22 protein-coding genes are annotated in these 22,708 nt (G+C 68.8%); 17 read left to right on the top strand and 5 right to left on the bottom strand.

Annotated features, from left to right (window positions below; translation table 11 throughout):
• The first annotated feature begins 5 nt into the window (after window positions 1–5).
• The 4 genes from thrC (at window position 6) to prfA (ending at window position 5,616) form a co-directional block, all read left to right on the top strand.
• A complete protein-coding gene (thrC, locus tag ASF30_RS06550; protein WP_055903583.1) occupies window positions 6–1,106 on the top strand; it encodes a threonine synthase in 1,101 nt (366 codons plus the stop codon).
• Entirely contained in the window at window positions 1,103–2,053 is a 951-nt protein-coding gene (thrB, locus tag ASF30_RS06555) for a homoserine kinase (protein WP_055903586.1), read from the top strand. Before thrC ends, thrB begins: the two co-directional genes overlap by 4 nt.
• A gap of 241 nt (window positions 2,054–2,294) precedes the next feature.
• Window positions 2,295–4,430 carry a transcription termination factor Rho gene (rho, locus tag ASF30_RS06560; RefSeq protein ID WP_055903588.1) on the top strand — a complete coding sequence of 712 codons (2,136 nt, stop codon included), beginning with the start codon at window positions 2,295–2,297 and terminating at the stop codon, window positions 4,428–4,430.
• Window positions 4,431–4,536: 106 nt separating this feature from the next.
• Window positions 4,537–5,616 carry a peptide chain release factor 1 gene (gene prfA / locus ASF30_RS06565; RefSeq protein ID WP_055903591.1) on the top strand — a complete coding sequence of 360 codons (1,080 nt, stop codon included), beginning with the start codon at window positions 4,537–4,539 and terminating at the stop codon, window positions 5,614–5,616.
• 135 nt (window positions 5,617–5,751) lie between these two features.
• On the opposite strand, the gene epsC is transcribed toward prfA, so the two are convergent.
• On the bottom strand, window positions 5,752–6,324 hold the full coding sequence (gene epsC, locus ASF30_RS06570) for a serine O-acetyltransferase EpsC (protein WP_055903594.1): 573 nt from the start codon (window positions 6,322–6,324) through the stop codon (window positions 5,752–5,754).
• A 44-nt stretch (window positions 6,325–6,368) separates the two neighbouring features.
• Window positions 6,369–7,304, bottom strand: a complete 936-nt coding sequence (gene cysK / locus ASF30_RS06575) for a cysteine synthase A (protein ID WP_055903597.1) — start codon at window positions 7,302–7,304, stop codon at window positions 6,369–6,371.
• A 109-nt stretch (window positions 7,305–7,413) separates the two neighbouring features.
• Between cysK and prmC the strand changes: the two genes are divergently transcribed.
• Window positions 7,414–8,289 carry a peptide chain release factor N(5)-glutamine methyltransferase gene (prmC, locus tag ASF30_RS06580; protein WP_055903600.1) on the top strand — a complete coding sequence of 292 codons (876 nt, stop codon included), beginning with the start codon at window positions 7,414–7,416 and terminating at the stop codon, window positions 8,287–8,289.
• A 71-nt stretch (window positions 8,290–8,360) separates the two neighbouring features.
• Window positions 8,361–8,861, top strand: coding sequence for a hypothetical protein (locus ASF30_RS23120; RefSeq protein WP_055903603.1), 501 nt, complete (start codon window positions 8,361–8,363; stop codon window positions 8,859–8,861).
• A 6-nt stretch (window positions 8,862–8,867) separates the two neighbouring features.
• Here the strand turns inward: ASF30_RS23120 and helR are convergent, their stop codons facing one another.
• Window positions 8,868–11,057, bottom strand: a complete 2,190-nt coding sequence (helR, locus tag ASF30_RS06590; RefSeq protein ID WP_055904741.1) for an RNA polymerase recycling motor ATPase HelR — start codon at window positions 11,055–11,057, stop codon at window positions 8,868–8,870.
• 197 nt (window positions 11,058–11,254) lie between these two features.
• Entirely contained in the window at window positions 11,255–12,184 is a 930-nt protein-coding gene (locus tag ASF30_RS06595) for a TetR/AcrR family transcriptional regulator (RefSeq protein WP_235480291.1), read from the bottom strand.
• 133 nt (window positions 12,185–12,317) lie between these two features.
• Between ASF30_RS06595 and ASF30_RS06600 the strand changes: the two genes are divergently transcribed.
• On the top strand, window positions 12,318–13,244 hold the full coding sequence (locus ASF30_RS06600; RefSeq protein ID WP_055903608.1) for an ATP-binding cassette domain-containing protein: 927 nt from the start codon (window positions 12,318–12,320) through the stop codon (window positions 13,242–13,244).
• Complete coding sequence (locus ASF30_RS06605; protein WP_055903613.1) at window positions 13,241–14,071, top strand: ABC transporter permease; 831 nt, start codon at window positions 13,241–13,243, stop codon at window positions 14,069–14,071. The genes ASF30_RS06600 and ASF30_RS06605 overlap by 4 nt, the downstream gene beginning before the upstream one ends.
• Before the next feature lie 27 nt (window positions 14,072–14,098).
• Here the strand turns inward: ASF30_RS06605 and ASF30_RS06610 are convergent, their stop codons facing one another.
• Window positions 14,099–14,734, bottom strand: a complete 636-nt coding sequence (locus ASF30_RS06610; protein WP_055903616.1) for an HAD-IA family hydrolase — start codon at window positions 14,732–14,734, stop codon at window positions 14,099–14,101.
• An 81-nt stretch (window positions 14,735–14,815) separates the two neighbouring features.
• Between ASF30_RS06610 and ASF30_RS06615 the strand changes: the two genes are divergently transcribed.
• From ASF30_RS06615 to ASF30_RS06655, 9 genes are all read left to right on the top strand, one after another.
• Window positions 14,816–15,538 (top strand): L-threonylcarbamoyladenylate synthase, encoded by a 723-nt coding sequence (locus ASF30_RS06615; protein WP_055903619.1) that lies wholly within the window; start codon window positions 14,816–14,818, stop codon window positions 15,536–15,538.
• 3 nt (window positions 15,539–15,541) lie between these two features.
• On the top strand, window positions 15,542–16,810 hold the full coding sequence (locus ASF30_RS06620) for an MraY family glycosyltransferase (RefSeq protein WP_055903621.1): 1,269 nt from the start codon (window positions 15,542–15,544) through the stop codon (window positions 16,808–16,810).
• 78 nt (window positions 16,811–16,888) lie between these two features.
• On the top strand, window positions 16,889–17,353 hold the full coding sequence (locus ASF30_RS06625) for a hypothetical protein (RefSeq protein WP_055903623.1): 465 nt from the start codon (window positions 16,889–16,891) through the stop codon (window positions 17,351–17,353).
• 190 nt (window positions 17,354–17,543) lie between these two features.
• A complete protein-coding gene (gene atpB, locus ASF30_RS06630; protein ID WP_055903625.1) occupies window positions 17,544–18,341 on the top strand; it encodes a F0F1 ATP synthase subunit A in 798 nt (265 codons plus the stop codon).
• Window positions 18,342–18,391: 50 nt separating this feature from the next.
• Entirely contained in the window at window positions 18,392–18,631 is a 240-nt protein-coding gene (atpE, locus tag ASF30_RS06635; protein ID WP_055903633.1) for a F0F1 ATP synthase subunit C, read from the top strand.
• Between the two features lie 27 nt (window positions 18,632–18,658).
• Window positions 18,659–19,219, top strand: a complete 561-nt coding sequence (locus tag ASF30_RS06640; protein WP_055903635.1) for a F0F1 ATP synthase subunit B — start codon at window positions 18,659–18,661, stop codon at window positions 19,217–19,219.
• 4 nt (window positions 19,220–19,223) lie between these two features.
• Complete coding sequence (locus ASF30_RS06645) at window positions 19,224–20,021, top strand: F0F1 ATP synthase subunit delta (RefSeq protein WP_055903638.1); 798 nt, start codon at window positions 19,224–19,226, stop codon at window positions 20,019–20,021.
• Window positions 20,022–20,119: 98 nt separating this feature from the next.
• Window positions 20,120–21,751 (top strand): F0F1 ATP synthase subunit alpha, encoded by a 1,632-nt coding sequence (gene atpA / locus ASF30_RS06650; protein ID WP_055903640.1) that lies wholly within the window; start codon window positions 20,120–20,122, stop codon window positions 21,749–21,751.
• A 49-nt stretch (window positions 21,752–21,800) separates the two neighbouring features.
• Window positions 21,801–22,697, top strand: coding sequence for a F0F1 ATP synthase subunit gamma (locus ASF30_RS06655; protein ID WP_055903642.1), 897 nt, complete (start codon window positions 21,801–21,803; stop codon window positions 22,695–22,697).
• Window positions 22,698–22,708 lie beyond the last annotated feature (11 nt).

Here is a 22,708-nt window from a genome sequence, read left to right on the forward strand (position 1 = left end):
CCCTCATGAGCACCACCCCGCAGATCCGCGAGTCCCGCCAGTGGCGCGGTGTCATCCGCGAGTACGCCGACCGTCTCGACGTGACCGACGCCACTCCCATCGTCACGCTGGGAGAGGGCGGAACGCCGCTCCTGCCGGCTCCGGCGCTCTCAGCGCGCACCGGCGCGAACGTCTGGGTCAAGTTCGAGGGCATGAACCCCACGGGCTCCTTCAAGGACCGCGGCATGACCATGGCCGTCACGAAGGGCGTCGAGGCCGGCGCCAAGGCGATCATCTGCGCCTCGACGGGCAACACGTCAGCCTCGGCAGCGGCGTACGCCGCCCACGCCGGCATCACGGCCGCCGTGCTGGTGCCCGAGGGCAAGATCGCGATGGGCAAGCTCAGCCAGGCCATCGCCCACAACGGCCGCCTGCTGCAGGTGCGCGGCAACTTCGACGACTGCCTCGAGATCGCCCGCGAGCTCGCGGACAACTACCCGGTGCACCTCGTCAACTCGGTGAACAACGACCGCATCGAGGGCCAGAAGACCGCGGCCTTCGAGGTCGTCGAAGTGCTGCGCGACGCGCCGGACTTCCACATCGTGCCCGTCGGCAACGCCGGGAACTACACCGCGTACCACCGCGGCTACAGCGAGGAGCTGCAGCGCGGGGCCACCACCAGGATGCCGCGCATGTTCGGCTTCCAGGCCGCGGGCAGCGCCCCCATCGTGCTCGGCCACGTGGTGAAGGACCCCGACACCATCGCCAGCGCCATCCGCATCGGCAACCCGGCATCGTGGGAGCTCGCCATCGCAGCGCGCGAGAACAGTGACGGCTTCTTCGGCGCCATCGACGATGCCCGCATCCTCGAGGCCCAGCGCATCCTCTCCGCCGAGGTCGGCATCTTCGTCGAGCCGGCATCGGCCATCAGCGTCGCCGGACTCCTCGAGCAGGCTGAGGCCGGCGTCATCGGCAAGGGCGCCACTGTCGTGCTCACTGTCACGGGCCACGGCCTGAAGGACCCGCAGTGGGCGCTGCGCACCTCCGACGGCTCGGACATCCAGCCCGAGAGCGTCGCCGTCGACACCGCCGAGATCGCCGACGTGCTCGGCCTGGCGAAGGCATGACCGCCGCAGTGAGCCTGAATTCCCTCCCCGAGAGCCTCGCCGGTCGGCGCGTCTCGGTCCAGGTGCCGGCCACCAGCGCGAACCTCGGTCCGGGCTTCGACACCCTCGGCCTCGCGCTCGCCCTCTACGACGTACTCGTCGTCGAGATCCTGCCCGATGCCGGAGTCGAGATCCACGTCGAGGGCGTCGGAGCCGGCGAGGTGCCGACAGACGAGTCGCACCTCGTGGTGCGCTCCATCGCCCACGTGCTGGCCCACTACGGCTACGAGCGTCCGGGCCTGCGCCTCGAGGCGCGCAACTCCATCCCGCACGGCCGCGGACTCGGCTCGTCCGGTGCGGCCATAGTCTCGGGAGTGATGGCGGCCAAGGGCATCCTCGAGGGTCTCGTCGAGATCTCCGACAACGATGCCCTGGCCCTCGCGACCGAGTTGGAGGGCCACCCCGACAACGTCGCGCCCGCCCTCTTCGGCGGCCTGACCATCGCGTGGACCATGCCCGAGGGCCCGCAGCACAAGAAGCTCATGGTTCACCGCGGGGTCTCGCCCGTGGTCTTCGTTCCCGAGCACGTGATGTCGACGGCGCTCGCGCGCAGCCTCCAGCCGGAGTCGGTTCCGCACGAGGACGCGGTCTTCAACGTCTCGCGCTCGGCCCTGCTCGTGGCTGCCCTCATCCAGAGCCCCGAACTGCTGCTCGCGGCGACGGAGGACAAGCTGCACCAGAACTACCGGGCCGCCGCGATGCCGGAGACCAATGCCCTCATCGTCGCGCTCCGCGCCGCCGGCTATCCCGCCGTCGTGTCCGGAGCCGGTCCGTCGATCCTCGTCCTCGCGAGCGATCCCGGGCAGCGTCTGGGTGCGGCCGACCTCGTCGCCTCGGTCTCGGAGACGCCGTGGCAGGCCCTGCACCTGGCCGTCGACTTCACGGGCTCGATGCAGGCGCCGGCCTGAGCATCCGCTGATGACCCGCGTTCGCGTGTCAGGGCATCCGCCGGCACAGTGTTAGACTGAGCCCGTACCCGTCAGGTTCCGCACAGCAAAGCGAACCGATTGGACCGGTGCAATTCCCCGCAATTCATTTGCTCTCATCGCGCCACCCGCCTGTCGCGTTTCCATGTCGAAATCGCGACACGCAGCTCGGTGACCAGCTCCCCTGGACGGATTCCCGCCAGGCGAAAGGACCAGACCCCTCGTGACTGATGTCAACGCCACCCAGACCGTGGCAACCCGCACCCAGCTGAACACGCTGCGCGTCGCCGAGCTCCAGGCTCTCGCGACCCAGCTCAGCATCCCCGGTGCCTCCAAGCTCCGCAAGGGCGAGCTCGTCGACGCCATCGTCGACGCCCAGCCCGCCGGCGACGGCGCAGCTCCTGCTGTCGCCGAGACCGCCGCACCGCAGCAGGAGGCCCCGTCGACGGCGACGGATGCCGCTGCAGCTCCGACCGAGGCCCCTGTTGCCGAGGCACCCGTTGCCGAGGCTCCGGCTTCCGACGCATCGGCCTCCGACGCCGAGGCTCCGGCCCAGGCCGCGGCGCTGACCGTGACCGGTGCCCCCGCCGTGACCCGCGGTCGTGGCTCGCGCCGTGCCACCACGGCTTCGACCGCCGCCGGTGCCCACGTGAACACTGCAGGCGGAACCGGCCTCGACAGCCTCGTTCCGGCGCTCGACGCCGTGGCCGCCCGCAACAACAACCCCGAGAACGCCCAGGACGGCGACGGCCAGCGCGGCCAGCGCCGCAAGCAGGTCAAGGTCGCCCCGCAGGCCGCCGAGACCGCCGAGGGCGCTGAGGCTCCGACGGCCGAGTCCACCGACGGCGCCGAGTCGACCGACGAGAAGCCGCAGGGCGAGCGTCAGGGCCGCAACCGCAACCGCAACCGTGGCGGCCGTGGCGAGAACGCCCAGAACAACAACCAGAACAACGCCCAGAACGGCAACGACCGTGGCGGCAACCAGAACGGCCAGAACCAGCAGAAGCAGGGCAACCAGCCCGCCGAGCAGGGCCAGAAGGATGCCGACGAGCGTCAGAACGGCAACGGCCAGAACAACCAGCGCGACAACCAGCGCCAGGCCGTCGAGGGCGACGCCCGCTCCGGCCGCAGCCGCTACCGCGACCGCAAGCGTCGCGGCGGTGCCGCCGGCGACGAGTTCGAGCCGGAGCTGAACGACGACGACGTGCTCATCCCCGTCGCCGGAATCCTCGACGTCCTCGACAACTACGCCTTCGTGCGCACCAGCGGCTACCTGCCGGGCCCGAGCGACGTCTACGTCTCGCTCGGCCAGGTCAAGAAGTACAACCTGCGCAAGGGAGACGCCGTCGTCGGCGCCATCCGCCAGCCGCACGAGGGCGACGGCAACGGCCGCCAGAAGTACAACGCCATCGTCAAGGTCGACTCGATCAACGGCCAGTCCGTCGACGAGGCGGCGGCGCGCGTCGACTTCCAGAAGCTCACGCCGCTCTACCCGCAGGAGCGCCTGCGCCTCGAGACCGAGCCCACCAAGCTCACGCAGCGCATCATCGACCTGGTGTCGCCGATCGGCAAGGGCCAGCGTGGCCTGATCGTCGCTCCGCCGAAGGCCGGTAAGACCATCGTGCTGCAGCAGATCGCCAACGCGATCGCCATCAACAACCCCGAGGTCCACCTCATGGTCGTGCTCGTCGACGAGCGGCCCGAAGAGGTCACCGACATGCAGCGCACGGTGAAGGGCGAGGTCATCGCCTCCACCTTCGACCGTCCGGCCGAGGACCACACCACCGTCGCCGAGCTCGCCATCGAGCGTGCCAAGCGCCTCGTCGAGCTGGGCCACGACGTCGTCGTGCTGCTCGACTCGATCACCCGCCTCGGACGCGCCTACAACCTGGCCGCTCCGGCGTCAGGCCGCATCCTCTCCGGTGGTGTCGATGCCTCGGCGCTGTACCCGCCGAAGCGCTTCTTCGGAGCCGCCCGCAACATCGAGAACGGTGGATCGCTCACGATCCTCGCGACGGCACTCATCGAGACCGGTTCCAAGATGGACGAGGTCATCTTCGAGGAGTTCAAGGGCACCGGCAACTCGGAGCTGCGCCTCTCGCGCCAGCTCGCCGACAAGCGCATCTTCCCGGCCGTCGACGTGAACGCCTCCGGCACCCGCCGCGAGGAGATGCTCATGAGCGCCGACGAGGTCAAGATCACCTGGAAGCTGCGTCGCGCCCTCGCCGGTCTCGACCAGCAGCAGGCCCTAGAAGCCGTTCTGGGTCGCCTCAAGGAGACCCAGTCCAACGTCGAGTTCCTCATGCAGGTCGGCAAGACCATGCCGAACGGCACCAACGGGCACGCGGGCGACCACTAGCTCTTCAGAAGGTCCTGCGCATCGGAACGAGAGTGGCCGACGCGCAGGACCTTCGGCTTTCCCCCGACCTCTGCCACTCGCGCTACAGACGTACAGGAGTTCCGAGATGTTCGAATCGGTGAAGGTGCTGCTCGACGAGCACGCGGACCTGCAGGAGCAGCTGGCCGACCCGGCCCTGCACGCCGACGCGGCCCGTGCCAAGAAGGTCAACCGTCGCTACGCCGAGCTCTCCAAGATCGCTGCGGCCAACACGGCGTGGATCCAGGCCGGCGAGGACCTCGCCGCCGCCCGTGAGCTCGCCCGCGAGGACGAGGCCTTCGCCGAGGAGATCCCGGCGCTCGAGGAGGAGCTCGCGACGAACCAGGAGAAGCTGCGCCGCCTGCTGATCCCGCGCGACCCCGACGACGGCCGCGACGTGATCATGGAGATCAAGGGTGGCGAGGGCGGGGCCGAGAGCGCCCTGTTCGCCGCCGACCTGCTGCGGATGTACATGCACTACGCCGAGTCGAAGGGCTGGAAGACCGAGCTCCTCGAGCGCACCGAGAGCGACCTCGGCGGCTACAAGGACGTGCAGGTCGCCATCAAGTCGAACGCCACGGACCCGTCGCAGGGTGTCTGGGCCCACCTCAAGTACGAGGGCGGCGTGCACAGGGTGCAGCGCGTTCCGGCGACCGAGTCGCAGGGCCGCATCCACACCTCGACCACGGGCGTGCTCGTCTTCCCCGAGGTGGACGCCCCGGAAGAGGTCGACATCAACCAGAACGACCTGAAGATCGACGTCTACAGGTCGAGCGGCCCCGGTGGCCAGTCGGTCAACACGACCGACTCCGCCGTGCGCATCACGCACCTCCCGACGGGCATCGTCGTGGCGATGCAGAACGAGAAGAGCCAGTTGCAGAACCGCGAGGCCGGCATGCGCGTGCTGCGCGCCCGGATCCTCGCGCGCCGTCAGGAGGAGCAGGCCGAGCTCGACAGCGCCGCCCGCAAGACCCAGATCCGCACGATGGACCGCTCAGAGCGCATCCGCACCTACAACTTCCCCGAGAACCGCATCGCCGATCACCGCACGGGCTACAAGGCCTACAACCTCGACTCGGTCATGAACGGGGCCCTCGAGCCCATCATCGAGTCGGCCATCCAGGCCGACGAGGAGGCCAGGCTCGCCGATATCGGCGACCAGGCCTGACCCCGCCACCGTGTGAAGGCACCTCGCCCGCGTTGTGAAGGCACCGCGGCGTGATCGCGCGGAATGGCGCAGGTCAGCGGCAGGCGATGCCTTCACATGGTGGTAGCCGACCGGGGCTGAGGCGCCGGGGGAGGTTCAGACGTCGTAGACCACGCCGCGGGCCGACTCCGTCGCGTCGGGGTCCGCGGGTCTGATCGTCGCAGGGATGCCCATGAGGAGCGAGTTCGGCGGAGCGTCCTTCGTCACGACGGCGTTGGCGCCGACGGTCGACCACGCCCCGAGGGTGATGTCGCCGAGCACCTTGGCCCCGGCGCCGACCGTCACGCCGTCCTCGAGGGTCGGATGCCGCTTCTCGTCTCGGCGGTGGTGTCGGCTCTTCCCGCCCAGCGTCACCCCGTGGTACAGCATCACATCGTCGCCGAGCACAGCCGTGGCTCCGATGACGACGCCCATGCCGTGGTCGATGAACAGGCGACGCCCGATGGTGGCGGCCGGGTGGATCTCGACCCCGGTCAGGAACCGCAGGAACTGCGACAGCAGGCGGGCGGGGAGGCGGAAGCCGGCCACCCAGATGATGTGGGCCAGTCTGTAGCCCCACACGGCGTGCAACCCGGAGTAGGCGAGGAACACCTCGATGCTGCTGCGCGCTGCCGGGTCGTGCGAGCGAGCCGTCGCGACATCCTCACGAAGCGCGGCGAAGAATCCCATGACCCCAGCCTACGGCCGTCGAAGGATGTCCGATCGCGGCCAGCTCAGTCGACGAGGCCCTCGAAGAGAACTGTCGACAGGTAGCGCTCCCCGTAGCTGGCGACGATCACGACGATGGTCTTGCCGGCGTTCTCGGGGCGCTTCGCCAGTTCGAGGGCGGCGTACACCGTCGCTCCCGAGCTGATTCCGGCGAGGATGCCCTCCTCGACGGCGAGGCGACGTGCCACCTCGACGGACTGCGCGATGTTCACGTCGATGATCTCGTCGTAGACGTCGCGATCGAGGATCTCGGGCACGAAGTTCGCCCCGATGCCCTGGATCTTGTGCGGGCCGGGGGCTCCGCCGTTCAGGATCGCCGACTCCTCGGGCTCGACGCCGACGATCTGCACCGAGGGCTTGCGCTCCTTGAGCACCTGGCCGGTGCCGGTGATGGTGCCGCCGGTGCCGATGCCGGAGACGAAGATGTCGACCTCGCCGTCGGTGTCGTCCCAGATCTCGACGGCGGTGGTACGGCGGTGGATCTCGGGGTTCGCCTCGTTCGCGAACTGACGCGCCAGCACGGCGCCGGGCGTCTCCGCAGCGATCTGCTCCGCCTTCACCACGGCTCCGCGCATGCCCTCGGAGCCCGGCGTCAGCACCAGTTCGGCACCGTAGGCGCGCAGCAGTGCGCGGCGCTCCTTGCTCATGGTCTCGGGCATCGTGAGGATCACGCGGTACCCGCGCGCTGCACCGACCATCGCGAGGGCGATGCCGGTGTTGCCGCTGGTGCCCTCCACGATGGTGCCGCCGGCCGCGAGCTCACCCGACGCCTCTGCGGCATCGACGATGGCGACCCCGAGCCGGTCCTTCACGCTGGCGGACGGGTTGTAGAACTCGAGCTTGGCCAGGACCGTGGCGCCGGCGCCCTCGGTCACGCGGTTGAGGCGCACCAGCGGGGTGCGTCCGACGACATCGGTGATGCTCGAGTAGATCTGCGACATTGGGTGACCTTTCACTGGCGGCACGGATGACGCGAACGAAGCGCGGCTTCGTTCAGACTACGACCGCCGGTCGCGCTCAGGCGAGTGCGTTACATTCCTGTACGTGAATATGACGAAAAGCGACGAGGGGCTTCCGCTGGCGGAGCTGCTCGACGAATCGACGGCCGTGCTCGCCGCCGCCGGTGTCGCCTCACCAGAGATCGATGCCCAGCTGTTGGCCGGCCATGTGCTCGGACTCAGCCGCGGCGGTCTCCAGGCCCGCCTCGTCATCGGGGGCACGGTCGGGGCGACGGATGCCGACGGCATCCGCTCGCTCACAGCTCGGCGGGCCACCCGGGAACCGTTGCAGCACATCACCGGGCTCGCGCCGTTCCGAGCGCTCGAACTGCACGTCGGACCCGGCGTCTTCATCCCACGCCCCGAGACCGAGATGGTCGCGCAGCTGGCCATCGACGCCCTGCGCGCCGACGCGGCTCCGGAGCCGATCGCCGTCGACCTCGGAACCGGGAGCGGCGCCATAGCCCTCGCCATGGCCACCGAGGTGCCGAACGCCCGGGTCTACGCCGTCGAGCGTTCGGCCGAGGCTCGAGTCTGGGCCGAGCGCAACATCAGTGCCTTCGGCGGCGGGAACACCACTCTCGTGGCCGGCGACCTGGCCGACGCGCTCCCCGAGCTCGACGGCATGGCGAGCGTCGTGGCCTCGAACCCGCCCTACGTCCCCGAGAGCCTGCGCCCTGTCGACCCCGAGGTGGCGCTGCACGACCCCGACGAGGCGCTCTACGGTGGAGACGACGGCCTGTCCGTCATCCCGGCGCTGTCGCTGACGGCGCGCCGCCTGCTCCGTGCCGGCGGAGTGCTGGTGATCGAGCACGCCGAGCACCAGTCGGCCGCCATCGCCGACATCCTGCGCGCCGACGGCTGGCGCTCCATCGCGCACCATCGCGACCTCACCTTCCGCGACCGCGCGACGACGGCGTTGCGCTAGCCGTCCGAGCGCCTCCCGTCGCCGCATCCCGTCGCCGTGCCGTGGCCTCTGGCCGTTGCTACTGTCGATCCATGCCTGCACCCTCCGACTGGATCGAGCACCGACGCGGCGACGCCGAGCTTCTCGGCTGGATGCGCCCGGAGGGCGACGGCTTCGTCGTCATCGACCTGCTCGGCCGGTCGATGACGGATGCCGTCGACTGGCTCTCGGCCGAGGAGACCCTCGAGGCGACAGGACTGGGCTACCTGGCCGAGCCGTTCGAGCTGCTGCTCGACGCCGACGCCGACGCCGCCGTCGATGCCGATGCCGACGCCGACGACGCCGCCGACGCCGACGCCGGCACCGATACAGGGGTCGCTCCCACCGGGCTCGACGTCGCAGCCACCCGCGACGACGGTGGCGGCCGCTGGCTGCGCGTGCGCATCGTCGAGGTGTCGACGGAGCGGGTACGGGTGAAGAAGGAGGACTGGGGCGACGTCACGGTTCCCGGCGTCTACTACGAGGCCCCTTTCCCCGTCGCCGACAGGCTCCGGCCGCTGCGGGGCGATTCCCACCTCATCCCGCGGGCGTAGTTCCCGTCAGCCGGCACCTGCGCCGTTCCGCTCCGCGTCGCTCGTCACGATGACGAGGCGTTGCGTCGCCCGCGTCATCGCCACGTACCGGTCGACCGCCCCCTCGATGCCCGCCCCGAACCTCGCGGGGTCCACGAGCACGACGAGGTCGAACTCGAGTCCCTTCGCCAGTTCCGGGGTCAGCGAACGGATGCGGGGAGCCGGGCGGAAGCGCGCTCCGTCGACGACGCGTGAGATCACGCACGCGGTGCCGTCGTTGTGCTCGGCGAGCCAGGCGTCGAGGGTGGCCTGCAACTCGGCCACGTCAGCGTGCACCACCGGGATGCCGGAGCTCCGCACCGAGGTGGGCACGTTGGCGTCGGCGATCACAGCCCGGATGACGGGCTCGGCTTCGGCCATGACCTCCTCCGGGGTGCGGTAGTTGATGCTGAGGGAGGCCAGCTCGATCCGATCGAGGCCGATGCGCTCGAGCCGCTGCTGCCAGGACTGCGTGAACCCGTGCCTGGCCTGGGCCCTGTCGCCGACGATGGTGAAGCTGCGCGAGGGGCACCGGGCCAGCAGCATCTGCCAGTCGGCGTCGGTCAGCTCCTGCGCCTCGTCGACGACGATGTGGGCGAACGGACCGGCGAGCAGGTCGGCATCCGTGCCGGGCAGCACCGATTCGTCGACCAGGCTGTTCTGGGCGTCCTGCTCGCGCAGCATCATCATGAGCTTCAACTCGGAGTCGTCGGCGGCGATCAGGTCGTCGATGACCCTGTCGCGATACTCGCGCTCGGCCTCGAGGGCGATGGCGCGCCGGTGCTCCCTCCGTGATGCATCCGGATCCCCGATGCGCTGCCTCGCCGCGTCGAGGAACGGGAGGTCGGATGCCGTCCACGCGCGGGCCTCCACCCGCTGCAAGGCCCGCACCTCGTCCGCGGAGAGCCATGGTGCGCACGCGCGCAGGTACGCCCGGACCGACCACAGGTCGCCGACGACGCCGACAGGGTCGAGCAACGGCCAGGCCCTGTTGAACGCTGCGCGCAACCCGCTGTTCTGCTCGAGGGCGCGGCGTACGAGGTGGGGTGCGACGTCGTCGTCGTCATGACCGGCGGTCAGGATGGCGAGCAGTTCCTCCCAGACCACGTCGCGGGAGTCGTTGTGCGTGCTGCCGGCCTCCGGCGCCGCGAAGGCCTCGGCCCAGTCCTCCGGCGTGAGGACGATGTCGGCCCAGGGCGTCTCGACGACCATGGCCCGCGCCGGAGACCGTTCGTAGTGCGCCACGGCAGCGTCGATCGATCCCACGAGCCTCGCCGACGACTTGAGCCGCACCACCTCCGCATCGGTCTCGATCGTCGCCGTCGCCCCTTCCGGCACCAGGCTGCGCAGGGTGCAGGTCTCGACGCCGTCCTCGCCGAGCCCGGGCAGGATGTCGGCGACGTAGTCCAGGTAGGGCGTGCTCGGCCCGACGACGAGCACGCCGCCGTGGTGGCGGGCCAACCGCGGGTCCGAGTACAGCAGGTAGGCGGCGCGGTGCAGGGCGACGACGGTCTTGCCGGTGCCCGGGCCACCGTCGACGACCAGCGCGCCGTGGGAGCCGGCTCGGATGATGGCGTCCTGATCGGCCTGGATGGTGCTCAGAACGTCGCGCATCCGTGGCGACCTGCTGCTGCCGAGGCTCGCTATGAACGCCGACTGGTCGTCGAGCGCAGCACGGCCACTGAGCCCGTCCGTCGTGAAGACCTCGTCCCAGTAGTCGCTGATCCTGCCGCGGGTCCACCGGTAGCGGCGCCGGCTCGCCAGCCCCATCGGGTCACCATGCGTGGCGCCGAAGAACGGCTCGGCCGCCGGTGACCTCCAGTCGACGAGCAGGCGCCGGCCCGTGGCATCCGTCAGTCCGAGTCGACCGATGTAGACGGGCTCCGGATGCTGGGAGCCGACGATGTGGCCGAGGCACAGGTCCAGCCCGAAGCGCTGCAGCGTGCGCAGCCGTGCGCTGATCCGATGGATCTCCAGGTCGCGTTCCAGAGCGCCCTCGCCGCTGCCGCCCGGCCGCCTGCGGGTCTCGTCGAGCCGGGCCGAGAGCTCGGCGATCGACTGCTCGAGCGTGCTCGCGATGGCGGCGAAGTGCTTCTCGTCGGCGGCGACCAGCGCCGGATCCGACTTGGGGGAGAGGTGGTCGGGAAGGTCGAAGACCCTCCGGGTGGTGATGCTCAGGGTCGCTCCAGGTTCGGGTGGGCTCGCGTTCGGTCGACCAGTATGCGCCGCGGAGGGGCCCTTGCGGCAAGGCCCCCTGGCCCGTATATCCTGAAAGTGGAGAGCAGATCGGTCTGCTCTCCATCGTCGTCTCCGGGGCCGGCAGGAATTCGGCCCGATGCGGAGGGCGGACGGATGCCGCACCCCGGCACCCCCGCCTAGAGCCTGGCGGCGCGCTCCCTGGCCCGCTTGATCTCGTCGCGCTCGCGCTTCTTCGCCTCGCGCAGCTTCGCCTCGATCTCGCGGCGCGCCTTCGCGGCCTCGCGCACGGCCTTGTCGCGCGGGATCTCGAGCGCGTCGGATGCCGGCGACGGCTGCGCACCTGCTGCGCTGTCCGCGCCCGCCGCGTCATCGATGTTCCCGACGTGGAACTCGATGCCGTCGAGGATGCGCTCCAGGCCGAAGGTGAAGTCGTCTGCGACGCCGGGCACCGGCGCCCCCGTGTACCCGCCGTCGGCGACGATGCGGCTGAGGTCGGGGAAGCGCTCCGGTGTGACCAGGGCCGCGAGGGCGGCCTGCATCCCGTCGGTCTCGGTCAGGCCCGCAGCCGTGGCCGCGACGAGGTCGCCCTCGAGGGCCGCTGTCGCCCTGACGTAGCTGGTGAGCAGCAGGAGGCTCGACATCTTCTCGGCATCGTCCAACGGGAGGGGACGCAGCTCCCGCAGCAGCCAGTCCGCGGCGAGCAGGGAGTTCGGGGTCATCGGGGCGCCGTTGATCGGGACCTTGGCGATCCACGGATGATCGCGGTAGACGCCGCGCACCGCCAGCACCCAGCGCCGCACGCCGTCGCGCCAGGGCAGTGTGTCGGTCTCGGCCGGGATCGGCATCTCCGACGCCGTGTCCTCCATGAGCACCAGCAGGTCGTCCTTGCTCGTCACGTAGCGGTACAGCGACATCGTGGTGAACCCGAGCGAGGTCGCGACCCGGCTCATGGAGACGGCACCGAGCCCTTCGGCATCCGCGATCTCGATGGCGGTCTCGACGATGCGCTCGATCGACAGTTCGCGCTTGGGACCGCGCTGCGGGTTCTCGGCCACGCCCCAGGTCAGCGCGATCCCCCGGGGGAGCGCTTCTTCGACATCGGCCACGGTGCGCCGCCTTTCGACTCGAGGGTTGACACTCATCCTAGAACTGTGTATCTATTAAACCAGCGTATGTGACATACACACAAACGTAAGTCGTACACGACGTTCTATCCGATACACAGAAAGGTTGTGGACAGTGACTGCACCAGCCATCCAGGTGCGTGGCCTGCGCAAGATCTACGGCGACGCGACAGTGCTCGACGGGGTCGACCTGAGCATCGAGACGGGGAGCATCTTCGCCCTGCTCGGGCCCAACGGCGCCGGCAAGACCACCCTCATCACCATCCTCGCGACGCTGACCGGCGCCGACTCGGGCACCGCCATGGTGGCCGGGATCGACCTCGCCGCGGATCCGGAGGGCGTCCGCGAGGCCATCAGCCTCACGGGCCAGTACGCGGCCGTCGACCAGGTGCTCACCGGAGAGGAGAACCTGCGCATGCTCGCCAGGCTCTCCGGCTTCACCTCCGCCGGCGCTCGGGACCGTGCGAGCGAACTGCTCGAGCGATTCGAGCTGACGGATGCCGCCGGCAAGCGGGTCGGCAGCTACTCGGGCGGCATGCGCCGCAGACTCGACCTGGCCCTCGGCCTCGTCGCCGAACCGCCGGTGGTGTTCCTCGACGAGCCGACGACAGGGCTCGACACCCGCAGCCGCCAGGCGCTCTGGCGCACCATCCGCGAGCTGGCGGCTCACGGCACCACGATCCTGCTCACGACGCAGTACCTCGAGGAGGCCGATGCCCTCGCCGACAGGATCGCCGTGCTCGACGGCGGCAGGATCGTCGCCGAGGGGACGCCGGCCGAGCTCAAGGCCCGCATCGGGGGAGAGGTGGTGGAGCTGCGGTCCGCCGACGACGCTCTGCTGCGCGAGATCCCCACCGACGGCTCTGTGGCCGGACTGCAGGAGGCCATGGACCTGATCGCCGCAGATCCCGGAAGGGCCGGGCTGCGGGTGAGCGTCCGCAAGCCCAGCCTGGACGACGTCTTCCTCGCGCTGACCGGACACCGGACCGCGTCGAGCCACGGCGATGAAGCAACGACCGAGCGAGAGGAGCTGGCAGCATGACCAGCGCGACCCTGACCCAGAACCCCCACCGGACCGCTGCGCCGTCCCCGGTCCGAGCCGCGCGTCGGCCGACGGCATCCGTCACGACGACGACGATGATCGCGCGGAGCCTGCGCCACACCATGCGCAACATCGACGCGCTGATCATGGCGATCGTGCTCCCGACGATGCTGATGCTGCTCTTCACCTTCGTCTTCGGCAACGCGATCGAACCCGACGGTGGCTACGTGGACTACGTCGTGCCCGGCATCATCCTGCTGTGCGCTGGCTTCGGCGCCTCGTCGACGGCCGTCGACGTGGCCAACGACATGACGAACGGCATCATCGACCGCTTCCGGGCCATGCCGCTGCGGGCCATCAGTGTGCTGACGGGACACGTCGTTGCCAGTCTCGCGCGCAATCTGCTCGCCACGGCCGTCGTCATCGGCGTCGCCCTGGCTCTCGGGTTCAGGCCGACCGCGAACGTGATCGAATGGGTGGCCGCCGTCGGCGTCATCGCCCTGTTCATCCTCGCGATCACCTGGCTGTACGCGGCGATCGGACTGGCGGCGGGCAACGTCGAGGCCGCCAGCGGCTACGGCTTCGCCCTGTTGTTCGTTCCCTACCTGTCGAGCGCCTTCGTGCCGACGGACACGATGCCGGAGTGGCTGCAGTGGATCGCCGAGAACCAGCCGATCACGCCGATCATCGAGACCATCCGCGGACTGCTGATGGGAACCGAACTCGGCACGGAGCCCTGGTGGGCACTCGGATGGTGCATCCTCATCATCGCGGGATCGTACGTGTGGGGCACCTGGCTGTTCACCCGACGGGCGCGCAGGCACTGAGGACCGGCAGCGGCACCTGAGGACGAGCTAGCGGTCGCGCTCCGAGAACTCTCGGATCGCGGCCGCCAGCTCGTCGGTGTTGTGCCCGCTCCGAGTGGGGACGAGCTGGAACGCCGTCATCCCGGCCTCGCGTGCTCCGGCGACGTTCGCCGCCGAGTCGTCGACGAAGAAGGCATGCTCCGGCAGCACTCCGAGCCTGCCCATGGCCCTGGTGTAGATCCGTCGTTCGGGCTTGCGGGCGCCGAGGACTGCAGACACGAGGTCGTTCGAGCCCACGACCTCGGCGACATCCGCGGCGAGGACACCCAGGGAGTCCTTGAAGATGATCGGGTTGTTCGACAGCAGCGAGGCCGTCCCGAGCTCGGCCGCGAGGCGCAGGGCGTCGAGGGATCCGTCGATGCGCGTCATCGCCGCCGCCCTGGCCTCCTGCCACTGCCCGAGGCTGAGGTCGGCGCCTGTCACCTCGGCGAAAGCGGCGAGGTACTCCTCGGTCGTCGTGATCTCGCCGCGTTCTGCGGCCTCCTCGAAGCCTCCGGCCCACCAGCTGTCCGCCAGGTGGTACTGGCTCACGCCGGTCAGGTCGGCCAGGCACGGCAGTCGGCGCCTGAAGTCGTAGTCGTAGAGCGTCTTGTCGCAATCGAAGAAGTAGACGTCGCGAACCATTCCTCCAGTATGGGCGGGTATGGGCGCGAGGGGAGCGTCAGTCCCGCGCCCCACAGCGTCACGTCCTAGAATCAGTGCCAAATGCCTGAACGTGTCTTCGACTGCTCGGTCGACTCAGAACTCCTCACCGGAATGCGGCTCGCGCGCGCCGCCATCGGACGCGGCGGCCTCGTCGTCATCCCCACCGACACCGTCTACGGCATCGCGGCCGACGCCTTCGATCCGGCCGCCGTGCAGAAACTCCTCGACGCCAAGGGGCGCGACCGCACTTCGCCGCCGCCGGTCCTCATCCCCGGAATCCCCACCCTCGACGCCCTCGCCGCCGACGTCCCCGAGGAGGTCCGTGCGCTCGTCGAGGCGTTCTGGCCCGGCGGCCTCACCGTCATCCTCACGGCGCAGCCGTCCCTGAACTGGGACCTCGGCGAGACCAGGGGCACCGTCGCGCTCAGGATGCCGGCCAACACCATCGCGCTGGAACTGCTCAGCGAGACCGGCCCTCTCGCGGTCTCCTCGGCCAACCGCACCGGCGAGCCGTCAGCGCTCGACGCCGCCACGGCATCCGCCGCGCTCGGCGACTCCATCGACGTCTACCTCGACGGTGGTGCTGCCGGCACGGCGTATGGAACCGAGGGGGTCGCGACAGCCGCAGCGGGTTCGACGATCGTCGACGCCACCGGACTGCAGCGCGGCGGCAAGCTGCACATAGTGCGCGAGGGCGTCATCTCGCGGATGGCGATCCGGTCCATCGTCGGCGATGCTCTCGCCGACGCGCTGGACGACGCGCTCGACGAGCCGGCGGAGTAGCCCGTGACCCTGTTCATCGTGCTGTCGCTGGTCGCGGCAATAGTCACCTTCGCCCTCTCGATCGTCGTGTACAGGCTGAGCCACCGATACCGGCTGTACCCGAAGATCCGCGAGCGCGACGTTCACACCAGGCCGACCCCGCGGCTCGGGGGAGTGGCGATGTTCCTCGGCATCCTCGTCGCCTTCGGCGCGGCCTGGCTCGTGTCGGCCCGATTCCCCCTGCTCAGCATCGTGTTCGGCAACCCCGAGCAGATCCTCGCGATCCTCGGTGCGGCACTGCTCATCGTGCTGATCGGCGTCGCCGACGACATCTGGGACCTCGACTGGATGACGAAGCTGGCCGGCCAGTTCATCGCGGCCGGGCTCGTGGCCTGGAAGGGCGTGCAGATCTACTCGCTGCCGATCGGCGGTGGGATCACCGTCGGGTCCAGCTGGATGAGCGTGATCATCACGATCTTCGCGATCGTGCTGGTGATGAACGCCATCAACTTCATCGACGGCCTCGACGGCCTCGTCGCCGGCGTGGCCCTGATCGCCAACGGCGTGTTCTTCCTGTACTCGTACCTGCTGGTGCAGCAGACATCGCCGCTGAACTACTTCAACCTGGCCTCGCTCATAGCCGTGCTCGTCGTCGGGGTGTGCGCCGGCTTCCTGCCGCTCAACTGGCATCCGGCCAAGCTCTTCATGGGCGATGCCGGGGCCCTGCTCGTCGGCCTGCTGATGGCCACGTCGGCCGTCGCCGTCACCGGGCAGATCGATCCGGCCTCCCTCGGCAGCGCGCAGCTGCTCCCGGCCTTCATCCCGATCATCCTGCCCTTCGCCGTGCTCATCATCCCGCTGCTCGACTTCGGCCTCGCCGTCATCAGGCGGCTGAGGGCCGGCAAGTCCCCGTTCAGCGCAGACCGCAAGCACCTGCACCACAGGTTGCTCGACATGGGCCACTCCCACCTGCACGCCGTGCTGATCTTCTACAGCTGGACCGCCGTCGCCTCGATCAGCTGCCTGCTGTACTTCGTGCTTCCGACCTTCTTCGGGCTCTCCACGCTGTGGGCGACGATGTTCCTGATCATCGGCTTCTTCGCCTGCACCCTGTTCACTCTCGCCCCGCTCAGTCGCCGGAAGGCCATCGAGGCCGCGAGCCAGTCGGCCGAGGCCGACACCCCCGAGGCCGAGATCCTCGCGCCGCAGGACCCCCTCGACGAGGCTGCAGACACCGTGGACCCGGATGCCGCCGACGGCGTGGCCGTCAGTTCGTCGAGCGCGCAGTCCTGAGCAGCCCGCCGCCGCCCGGTCGGCGCTCAGGCGGCCGCCGGTACACTGGAGCGACTTTTCGATCTTCCCGAGGATGCAATGAGTGAATCGACCCCCGCGCCCGCCTTCGTCTCGCCGACCCCGAACTCCGTGCTCCGTCGCGCGCTGGTCTGGGGTGTGGCGGTCGCAGCGACGGTCGCCGTGGTCGGTGCCATCATCTCCGGCCTGATCTTCGGTGCGATCGGGGTGTGGAGTGCGCTGCTCGGCGGCGCCCTCGCCCTCGTGCTCATGGGGATCACCATCGTGACGATCCTGATCGCCAACCGCTACGCATCCGCCCCGGATCTCATCGGCCTGTACTTCGGAATCGTCATGGGCGGCTGGCTGCTGAAGTTCGTCGTGTTCCTCGTGCTGGTGTACGCGCTGCGCTCCCAGCCGTGGCTGGAGCCGATCACCCTGGCCTTCTGCCTCATCGCCGGAGTCCTCGGCTCGCTGATCGTCGATGTGGTCGTGTTCGTCCGGGGTCGCGTCCCCTACGTCGGGGAAGCGGAACTGCGGCGCTGATCCGCGCCTTCAGCGGCCTTCGCGGTTCGAGGGATCGCCGAAGTATTGCTAGAGTAGAGAACGGTTCCGCTTCTCTTCGCTCCTTTCGCCTGCATGGCACCGGGGTCAGCCGGAATCGCCCCCATCATTCGTCGTCGCGAGAGCCGAGCTCCACGCCCCGAAACAGGAGATAGCGCTGCTAGTTACCGCTGTGAACCTGCTGGTTCCGTCAGCCACCGACGATGGTGGATTCCACGGTCCGTCATTGGACGAGTTCTTCCCGCCCGGTTTCCTGTTCGTCGGGACTCCATTCGAGATCAACCGGATCATGGCGATCCGCATTCTCGTCACCATCGTGATCCTGGTGCTCTTCTGGCTCGGAACGCGCAAGATGACCGTCGTCCCGCGGCGCGGCCAGAGCATCGTGGAGATGCTCCTGGGCTTCATCAGGGTCAACATCGCCGAAGACCTCCTGGGCAAGAAGGACGGCACCCGCTTCCTGCCGATCCTGACGGCCATGTTCATCATGATCCTGTCGATGAACTTCACGGGAATCGTCCCCGGCCTCAACATGGCCGGCACCGCCGTCATCGGCCTGCCCCTGCTGCTGGCTCTCGTCGCCTATGTCGCGTTCATCTACGCCGGCGTGAAGAAGCACCCGGGCGCGTTCTTCAAGAACGCCCTCTTCCCGCCCGGAGTGCCGTGGCCGATCTACGTCGTGGTGACCCCGATCGAGTTCATCTCGACCTTCATCCTGCGGCCCGTCACGCTGGCCCTCCGACTCCTGATGAACATGATCGCCGGGCACATGCTGCTCGTGCTGTGCTTCTCGGCGACGTCGTTCTTCCTCTTCACCGCCGGCGGCTGGTACAGCCTGTTCAGTGTCGGCACCTTCGCCTTCGGGCTCGCCTTCACGGTCTTCGAACTCTTCGTCGGAGTCCTGCAGGCCTACGTCTTCACGCTTCTCACCGCCGTCTACATCCAGCTCGCGCTGGCTGAAGAGCACTAACCGAAGCCGACATCCGTCGACTTTCTCCCATCACGGAAGGAACACCACACATGGACCCCGTATCCATCCTCGCCGACGTCAACGGCAGCATCGCCCCGATCGCCTTCGGCCTCGCTTCCATCGGATCCGCCATCGGTGTGGGTCTCGTCGTCGGCAAGACGATCGAGTCCGTCGCGCGCCAGCCTGAACTGCAGGGTCGCCTCAGCACCCTCATGTTCCTCGGCATCGCGTTCACCGAGGCACTCGCGTTCATCGCCATCGCTGTCGCGTTCATTCCGTTCCCGGCGTAATCCCTCTCAATCGAAACGGAGTCAGGAATGCACTCGCTGCTCCTGCGCGCTGCTGAAGAAGGCGAAACGGTCAACCCGTTCATCCCCGAGCTGTACGACCTCGTCTGGTCTGCGGTCTGCTTCGCGATCATCCTGGTGTTCTTCTGGGTGAAGATCCTCCCCACCGTCAAGAAGCTCCTCGACGAGCGCGGCGAGGCGATCGAGGGGAACATCGCCAAGGCCGATGAGGCTCAGCGCGAGGCCGAGGCTGCTCTCGAGCAGTACACGGCCCAGCTCGCCGACGCCCGCGCCGAGGCCGGCAAGATCCGCGAGTCCGCTCGCGAGGACGGCAAGAAGATCGTCGCAGAGGCGAAGGACTCGGCCACGTCCGAGGCCGCTCGCATCACCGCGACGGCTCAGGCCCAGATCGAGGCCGAGCGTCAGGCCGCCGTCGTGTCGCTGCGCACCGAGGTGGGCACGCTCGCCATCGACCTCGCGTCCGGCGTCATCGGCGAGAGCCTGGCCGACGACAAGAAGGCCAGCGCCGTCGTCGACCGCTTCCTCGCTGACCTCGAGTCCAGCGAGTCCGCCTCGGCAGGGAAGAAGTAGTCCAATGGGATCAGCGACCAGAGAGGCCCTCGTCTCGGCGAGGGCTGCCCTGACCGCTCAGGGCGGAACAGCCGACCTGGCGACGGGTGAGGCGCTGCTCGCGGCCGCCCGCGTCATCGGCTCGTCGCCGCAGCTGCTCACAGCTCTCTCCGACAACGGAGCAGAGCCAGAAGCGAAGAAGGCGCTCGTCTCGGGCGTCTTCGGTTCGACGGTGACGCCGGCAGCCCTCGCCCTCTTGGGCGAGGTTGCCGCCGCGCGCTGGTCGGACGCCGACGACGTGCTCGAGGGCATCGAAGACCTCGGTCTGCGCGTCGTCGCCGCTTCGACCCCCTCCGGAACCGATGTCGACGCCGAGCTGTTCTCGTTCGGCCGTTCGGTCTCCCAGAGCGCCGATCTCGAGCTGGCACTCAGCTCGAAGCTCGGCTCCAACGAGGCCAAGGCGGCTCTCGTCGACACCCTGCTCTCCGGCAAGGCGTCGAAGCAGGCCGTCGTGATCCTCTCCCACCTCGTGCAGCAGCCGCGCGGTCGACGCATCGGCGAACTCGTCCGCTACGCGGCATCCGTCGTCGCAGCCGAAGCCGGCTACGGAGTGGCGACAGTCACCTCGGCGACGGCCATCAGCGACGCGCAGGTCGAGCGGCTCGCCGCCGGCCTGTCGGCGAAGTACGGACGGAACCTGCGCATCAACCAGGTCGTCGACCCGGGTGTCATCGGAGGCCTGCGCGTGCAGGTCGGCGACGACATCATCGACGGCAGCGTCGCCAAGCGTCTCGACGACGTGCGACTCCAGCTTGCCGGCTAGCCCTCGGGCCTGTCGGAGTACAACAGAACAACGGCGCTCTCCTGCGAGAACGTCGAACAGTCAAGAACCTGTACGCCTCGTGCAGAAAAGGGAAGATCATGGCAGAACTCACCATCAGCCCCGATGAGATCCGTGACGCGCTCAAGGACTTCGTCAAGGCCTACGAGCCCGGCGCTGCTGCAGCGACCGAGGTCGGCCACGTGACGGATGCCGCAGACGGCATCGCGCACGTCGAGGGCCTTCCGAGCGTCATGGCCAACGAGCTCATCCGCTTCGCGGACGGCACGCTCGGCCTCGCGCTCAACCTCGACGAAGACGAGATCGGCGTCGTCGTGCTCGGCGAGTTCTCCGGCATCGAGGAGGGCATGGAGGTCACCCGCACGGGTGAGGTCCTCTCCGCCCCCGTCGGCGACAACTTCCTGGGCCGCGTGGTCGACCCTCTCGGCAACCCGATCGACGGTCTCGGCGACATCGAGGCCGAGGGCCGTCGTGCCCTCGAGCTGCAGGCGCCCGGCGTCATGCAGCGCAAGAGCGTGCACGAGCCGCTGCAGACCGGCATCAAGGCGATCGACGCCATGATCCCCGTCGGCCGCGGCCAGCGCCAGCTCATCATCGGCGACCGCCAGACCGGCAAGACGGCCATCGCGATCGACACGATCATCAACCAGAAGGCCAACTGGGAGTCCGGCGACGTCAACAAGCAGGTTCGCTGCATCTACGTCGCCATCGGCCAGAAGGGCTCGACCATCGCCTCGGTGAAGGGCGCCCTCGAGGACGCCGGAGCCATGGAGTACACCACGATCGTGGCCGCTCCGGCATCCGACCCCGCCGGCTTCAAGTACCTCGCCCCCTACACCGGCTCGGCCATCGGCCAGCACTGGATGTACGGCGGCAAGCACGTCCTCATCATCTTCGACGACCTGTCGAAGCAGGCTGAGGCCTACCGCGCCGTCTCCCTGCTCCTCCGTCGTCCGCCGGGACGCGAGGCCTACCCGGGTGACGTGTTCTACCTGCACTCGCGTCTGCTCGAGCGTTGCGCCAAGCTCTCCGACGAGCTCGGTGCCGGATCGATGACCGGCCTGCCGATCATCGAGACCAAGGCGAACGACGTCTCGGCCTACATCCCGACCAACGTGATCTCGATCACCGACGGCCAGATCTTCCTCCAGTCCGACCTGTTCAACGCCAACCAGCGTCCCGCTGTCGACGTCGGAATCTCGGTCTCGCGAGTCGGTGGCGACGCCCAGGTGAAGTCCATCAAGAAGGTCTCCGGAACGCTCAAGCTCGAGCTGGCGCAGTACCGCTCGCTCGAGGCATTCGCGATGTTCGCGTCCGACCTCGACGCGACCAGCCGCCGTCAGCTCGCGCGTGGCGCTCGCCTCACCGAGCTTCTCAAGCAGCCGCAGTACTCGCCGTACCCCGTCGAGGACCAGGTCGTGTCGATCTGGGCCGGCACCAACGGCAAGCTCGACGAGGTCCCGGTCGAGGACATCCTGCGCTTCGAGCGCGAGCTGCTCGACTACCTCGGACGCAACACCGAGGTGCTCTCGACGCTGCGCGACACCAACGTGCTGTCCGACGACACCGCCGCGGCGCTCGAGTCGGCCGTCGACGCGTTCAAGCTCGAGTTCCAGACCGGTGAGGGCAAGCCGCTCGCCTCGGTCGCGAAGGTGGAGCCCATCGCTGAGGAAGACGTCAACCAGGAGAAGATCGTGAAGGCGAAGCGGTAACGCTTCCCCCCATCCGACCGACTGACGAACCCTAGGAACCAGGAGAGACATGGGAGCGCAACTTCGGGTCTACCGGCAGAAGATCAAGTCTGCCCAGACGACCAAGAAGATCACCCGTGCGATGGAGCTGATCAGCGCATCACGCATCCAGAAGGCACAGGCGCGCGTCGCCGCATCGACGCCGTACTCGCGAGCGATCACGCGCGCGGTCTCAGCCGTGGCGGCCCACTCGAACGTCGCCCACGTGCTGACGACGGAGCCCGAGAAGATCGAGCGCGCCGCGATCGTCATCTTCTCGAGCGACCGCGGCCTCGCCGGCGCGTTCAACTCGCAGGTGCTCCGTGAGGCCGAGGCGCTGTCCGAGCTGCTGCGCAGCCAGGGCAAGGAGGTCTCGTACTTCCTCGTCGGACGCAAGGCCGTCGGTTACTTCGCCTTCCGCCGCCGCTCCTTCGAGCAGCAGTGGATCGGCGGGACCGACAGCCCCGAGGTCGAGGTCGCCCAGGAGATCGGCGAGGCCCTGCTCGAGGCGTTCCTGCGCGACGCCGAGGACGGCGGAGTCGACGAGATCCACGTGGTCTACAACCGGTTCGTCAGCATGATCAGCCAGGTGCCGCAGGTCGTGCGCCTGCTGCCGCTCGAGATCGTCGAGGGTGTGGAGGAGCCGGAGGACGGCATCGTCCTGCCGCTGTACGAGTTCGAGCCCGACGCCGCGACAGTGCTCGACGCCCTCCTCCCGGTCTACATCGAGAGCCGCATCTTCAACGCGATGCTGCAGTCGTCGGCCGCGAAGCACGCTGCGACGCAGAAGGCGATGAAGGCCGCCAGTGACAACGCCGACTCCCTCATCCGCGACTACACCCGCCTCGCCAACGAGGCACGTCAGTCCGAGATCACCCAGCAGATCGCCGAAATCGTGGGTGGAGCCGACGCGCTCTCCTCGAAGTAACGCATCCCACA

The sequence above is a fragment of the Leifsonia sp. Leaf264 genome (assembly GCF_001422325.1).
In the GTDB taxonomy this organism is placed as follows: Bacteria; Actinomycetota; Actinomycetes; order Actinomycetales; family Microbacteriaceae; genus Orlajensenia.

Excerpts from the sequence above, each read along its gene's own strand:
- thrC (WP_055903583.1), top strand. The coding sequence starts at position 6 with ATGAGCACCACCCCGCAGATCCGCGAGTCCCGCCAGTGGCGCGGTGTC.
- thrB (WP_055903586.1), top strand. The coding sequence starts at position 1,103 with ATGACCGCCGCAGTGAGCCTGAATTCCCTCCCCGAGAGCCTCGCCGGT.
- prfA (WP_055903591.1), top strand. The coding sequence starts at position 4,537 with ATGTTCGAATCGGTGAAGGTGCTGCTCGACGAGCACGCGGACCTGCAG.
- epsC (WP_055903594.1), bottom strand. The coding sequence starts at position 6,324 with ATGGGATTCTTCGCCGCGCTTCGTGAGGATGTCGCGACGGCTCGCTCG.
- cysK (WP_055903597.1), bottom strand. The coding sequence starts at position 7,304 with ATGTCGCAGATCTACTCGAGCATCACCGATGTCGTCGGACGCACCCCG.
- prmC (WP_055903600.1), top strand. The coding sequence starts at position 7,414 with ATGACGAAAAGCGACGAGGGGCTTCCGCTGGCGGAGCTGCTCGACGAA.
- ASF30_RS23120 (WP_055903603.1), top strand. The coding sequence starts at position 8,361 with ATGCCTGCACCCTCCGACTGGATCGAGCACCGACGCGGCGACGCCGAG.
- ASF30_RS06605 (WP_055903613.1), top strand. The coding sequence starts at position 13,241 with ATGACCAGCGCGACCCTGACCCAGAACCCCCACCGGACCGCTGCGCCG.
- ASF30_RS06610 (WP_055903616.1), bottom strand. The coding sequence starts at position 14,734 with ATGGTTCGCGACGTCTACTTCTTCGATTGCGACAAGACGCTCTACGAC.
- ASF30_RS06615 (WP_055903619.1), top strand. The coding sequence starts at position 14,816 with ATGCCTGAACGTGTCTTCGACTGCTCGGTCGACTCAGAACTCCTCACC.
- ASF30_RS06625 (WP_055903623.1), top strand. The coding sequence starts at position 16,889 with ATGAGTGAATCGACCCCCGCGCCCGCCTTCGTCTCGCCGACCCCGAAC.
- atpE (WP_055903633.1), top strand. The coding sequence starts at position 18,392 with ATGGACCCCGTATCCATCCTCGCCGACGTCAACGGCAGCATCGCCCCG.
- ASF30_RS06640 (WP_055903635.1), top strand. The coding sequence starts at position 18,659 with ATGCACTCGCTGCTCCTGCGCGCTGCTGAAGAAGGCGAAACGGTCAAC.
- ASF30_RS06645 (WP_055903638.1), top strand. The coding sequence starts at position 19,224 with ATGGGATCAGCGACCAGAGAGGCCCTCGTCTCGGCGAGGGCTGCCCTG.
- atpA (WP_055903640.1), top strand. The coding sequence starts at position 20,120 with ATGGCAGAACTCACCATCAGCCCCGATGAGATCCGTGACGCGCTCAAG.
- ASF30_RS06655 (WP_055903642.1), top strand. The coding sequence starts at position 21,801 with ATGGGAGCGCAACTTCGGGTCTACCGGCAGAAGATCAAGTCTGCCCAG.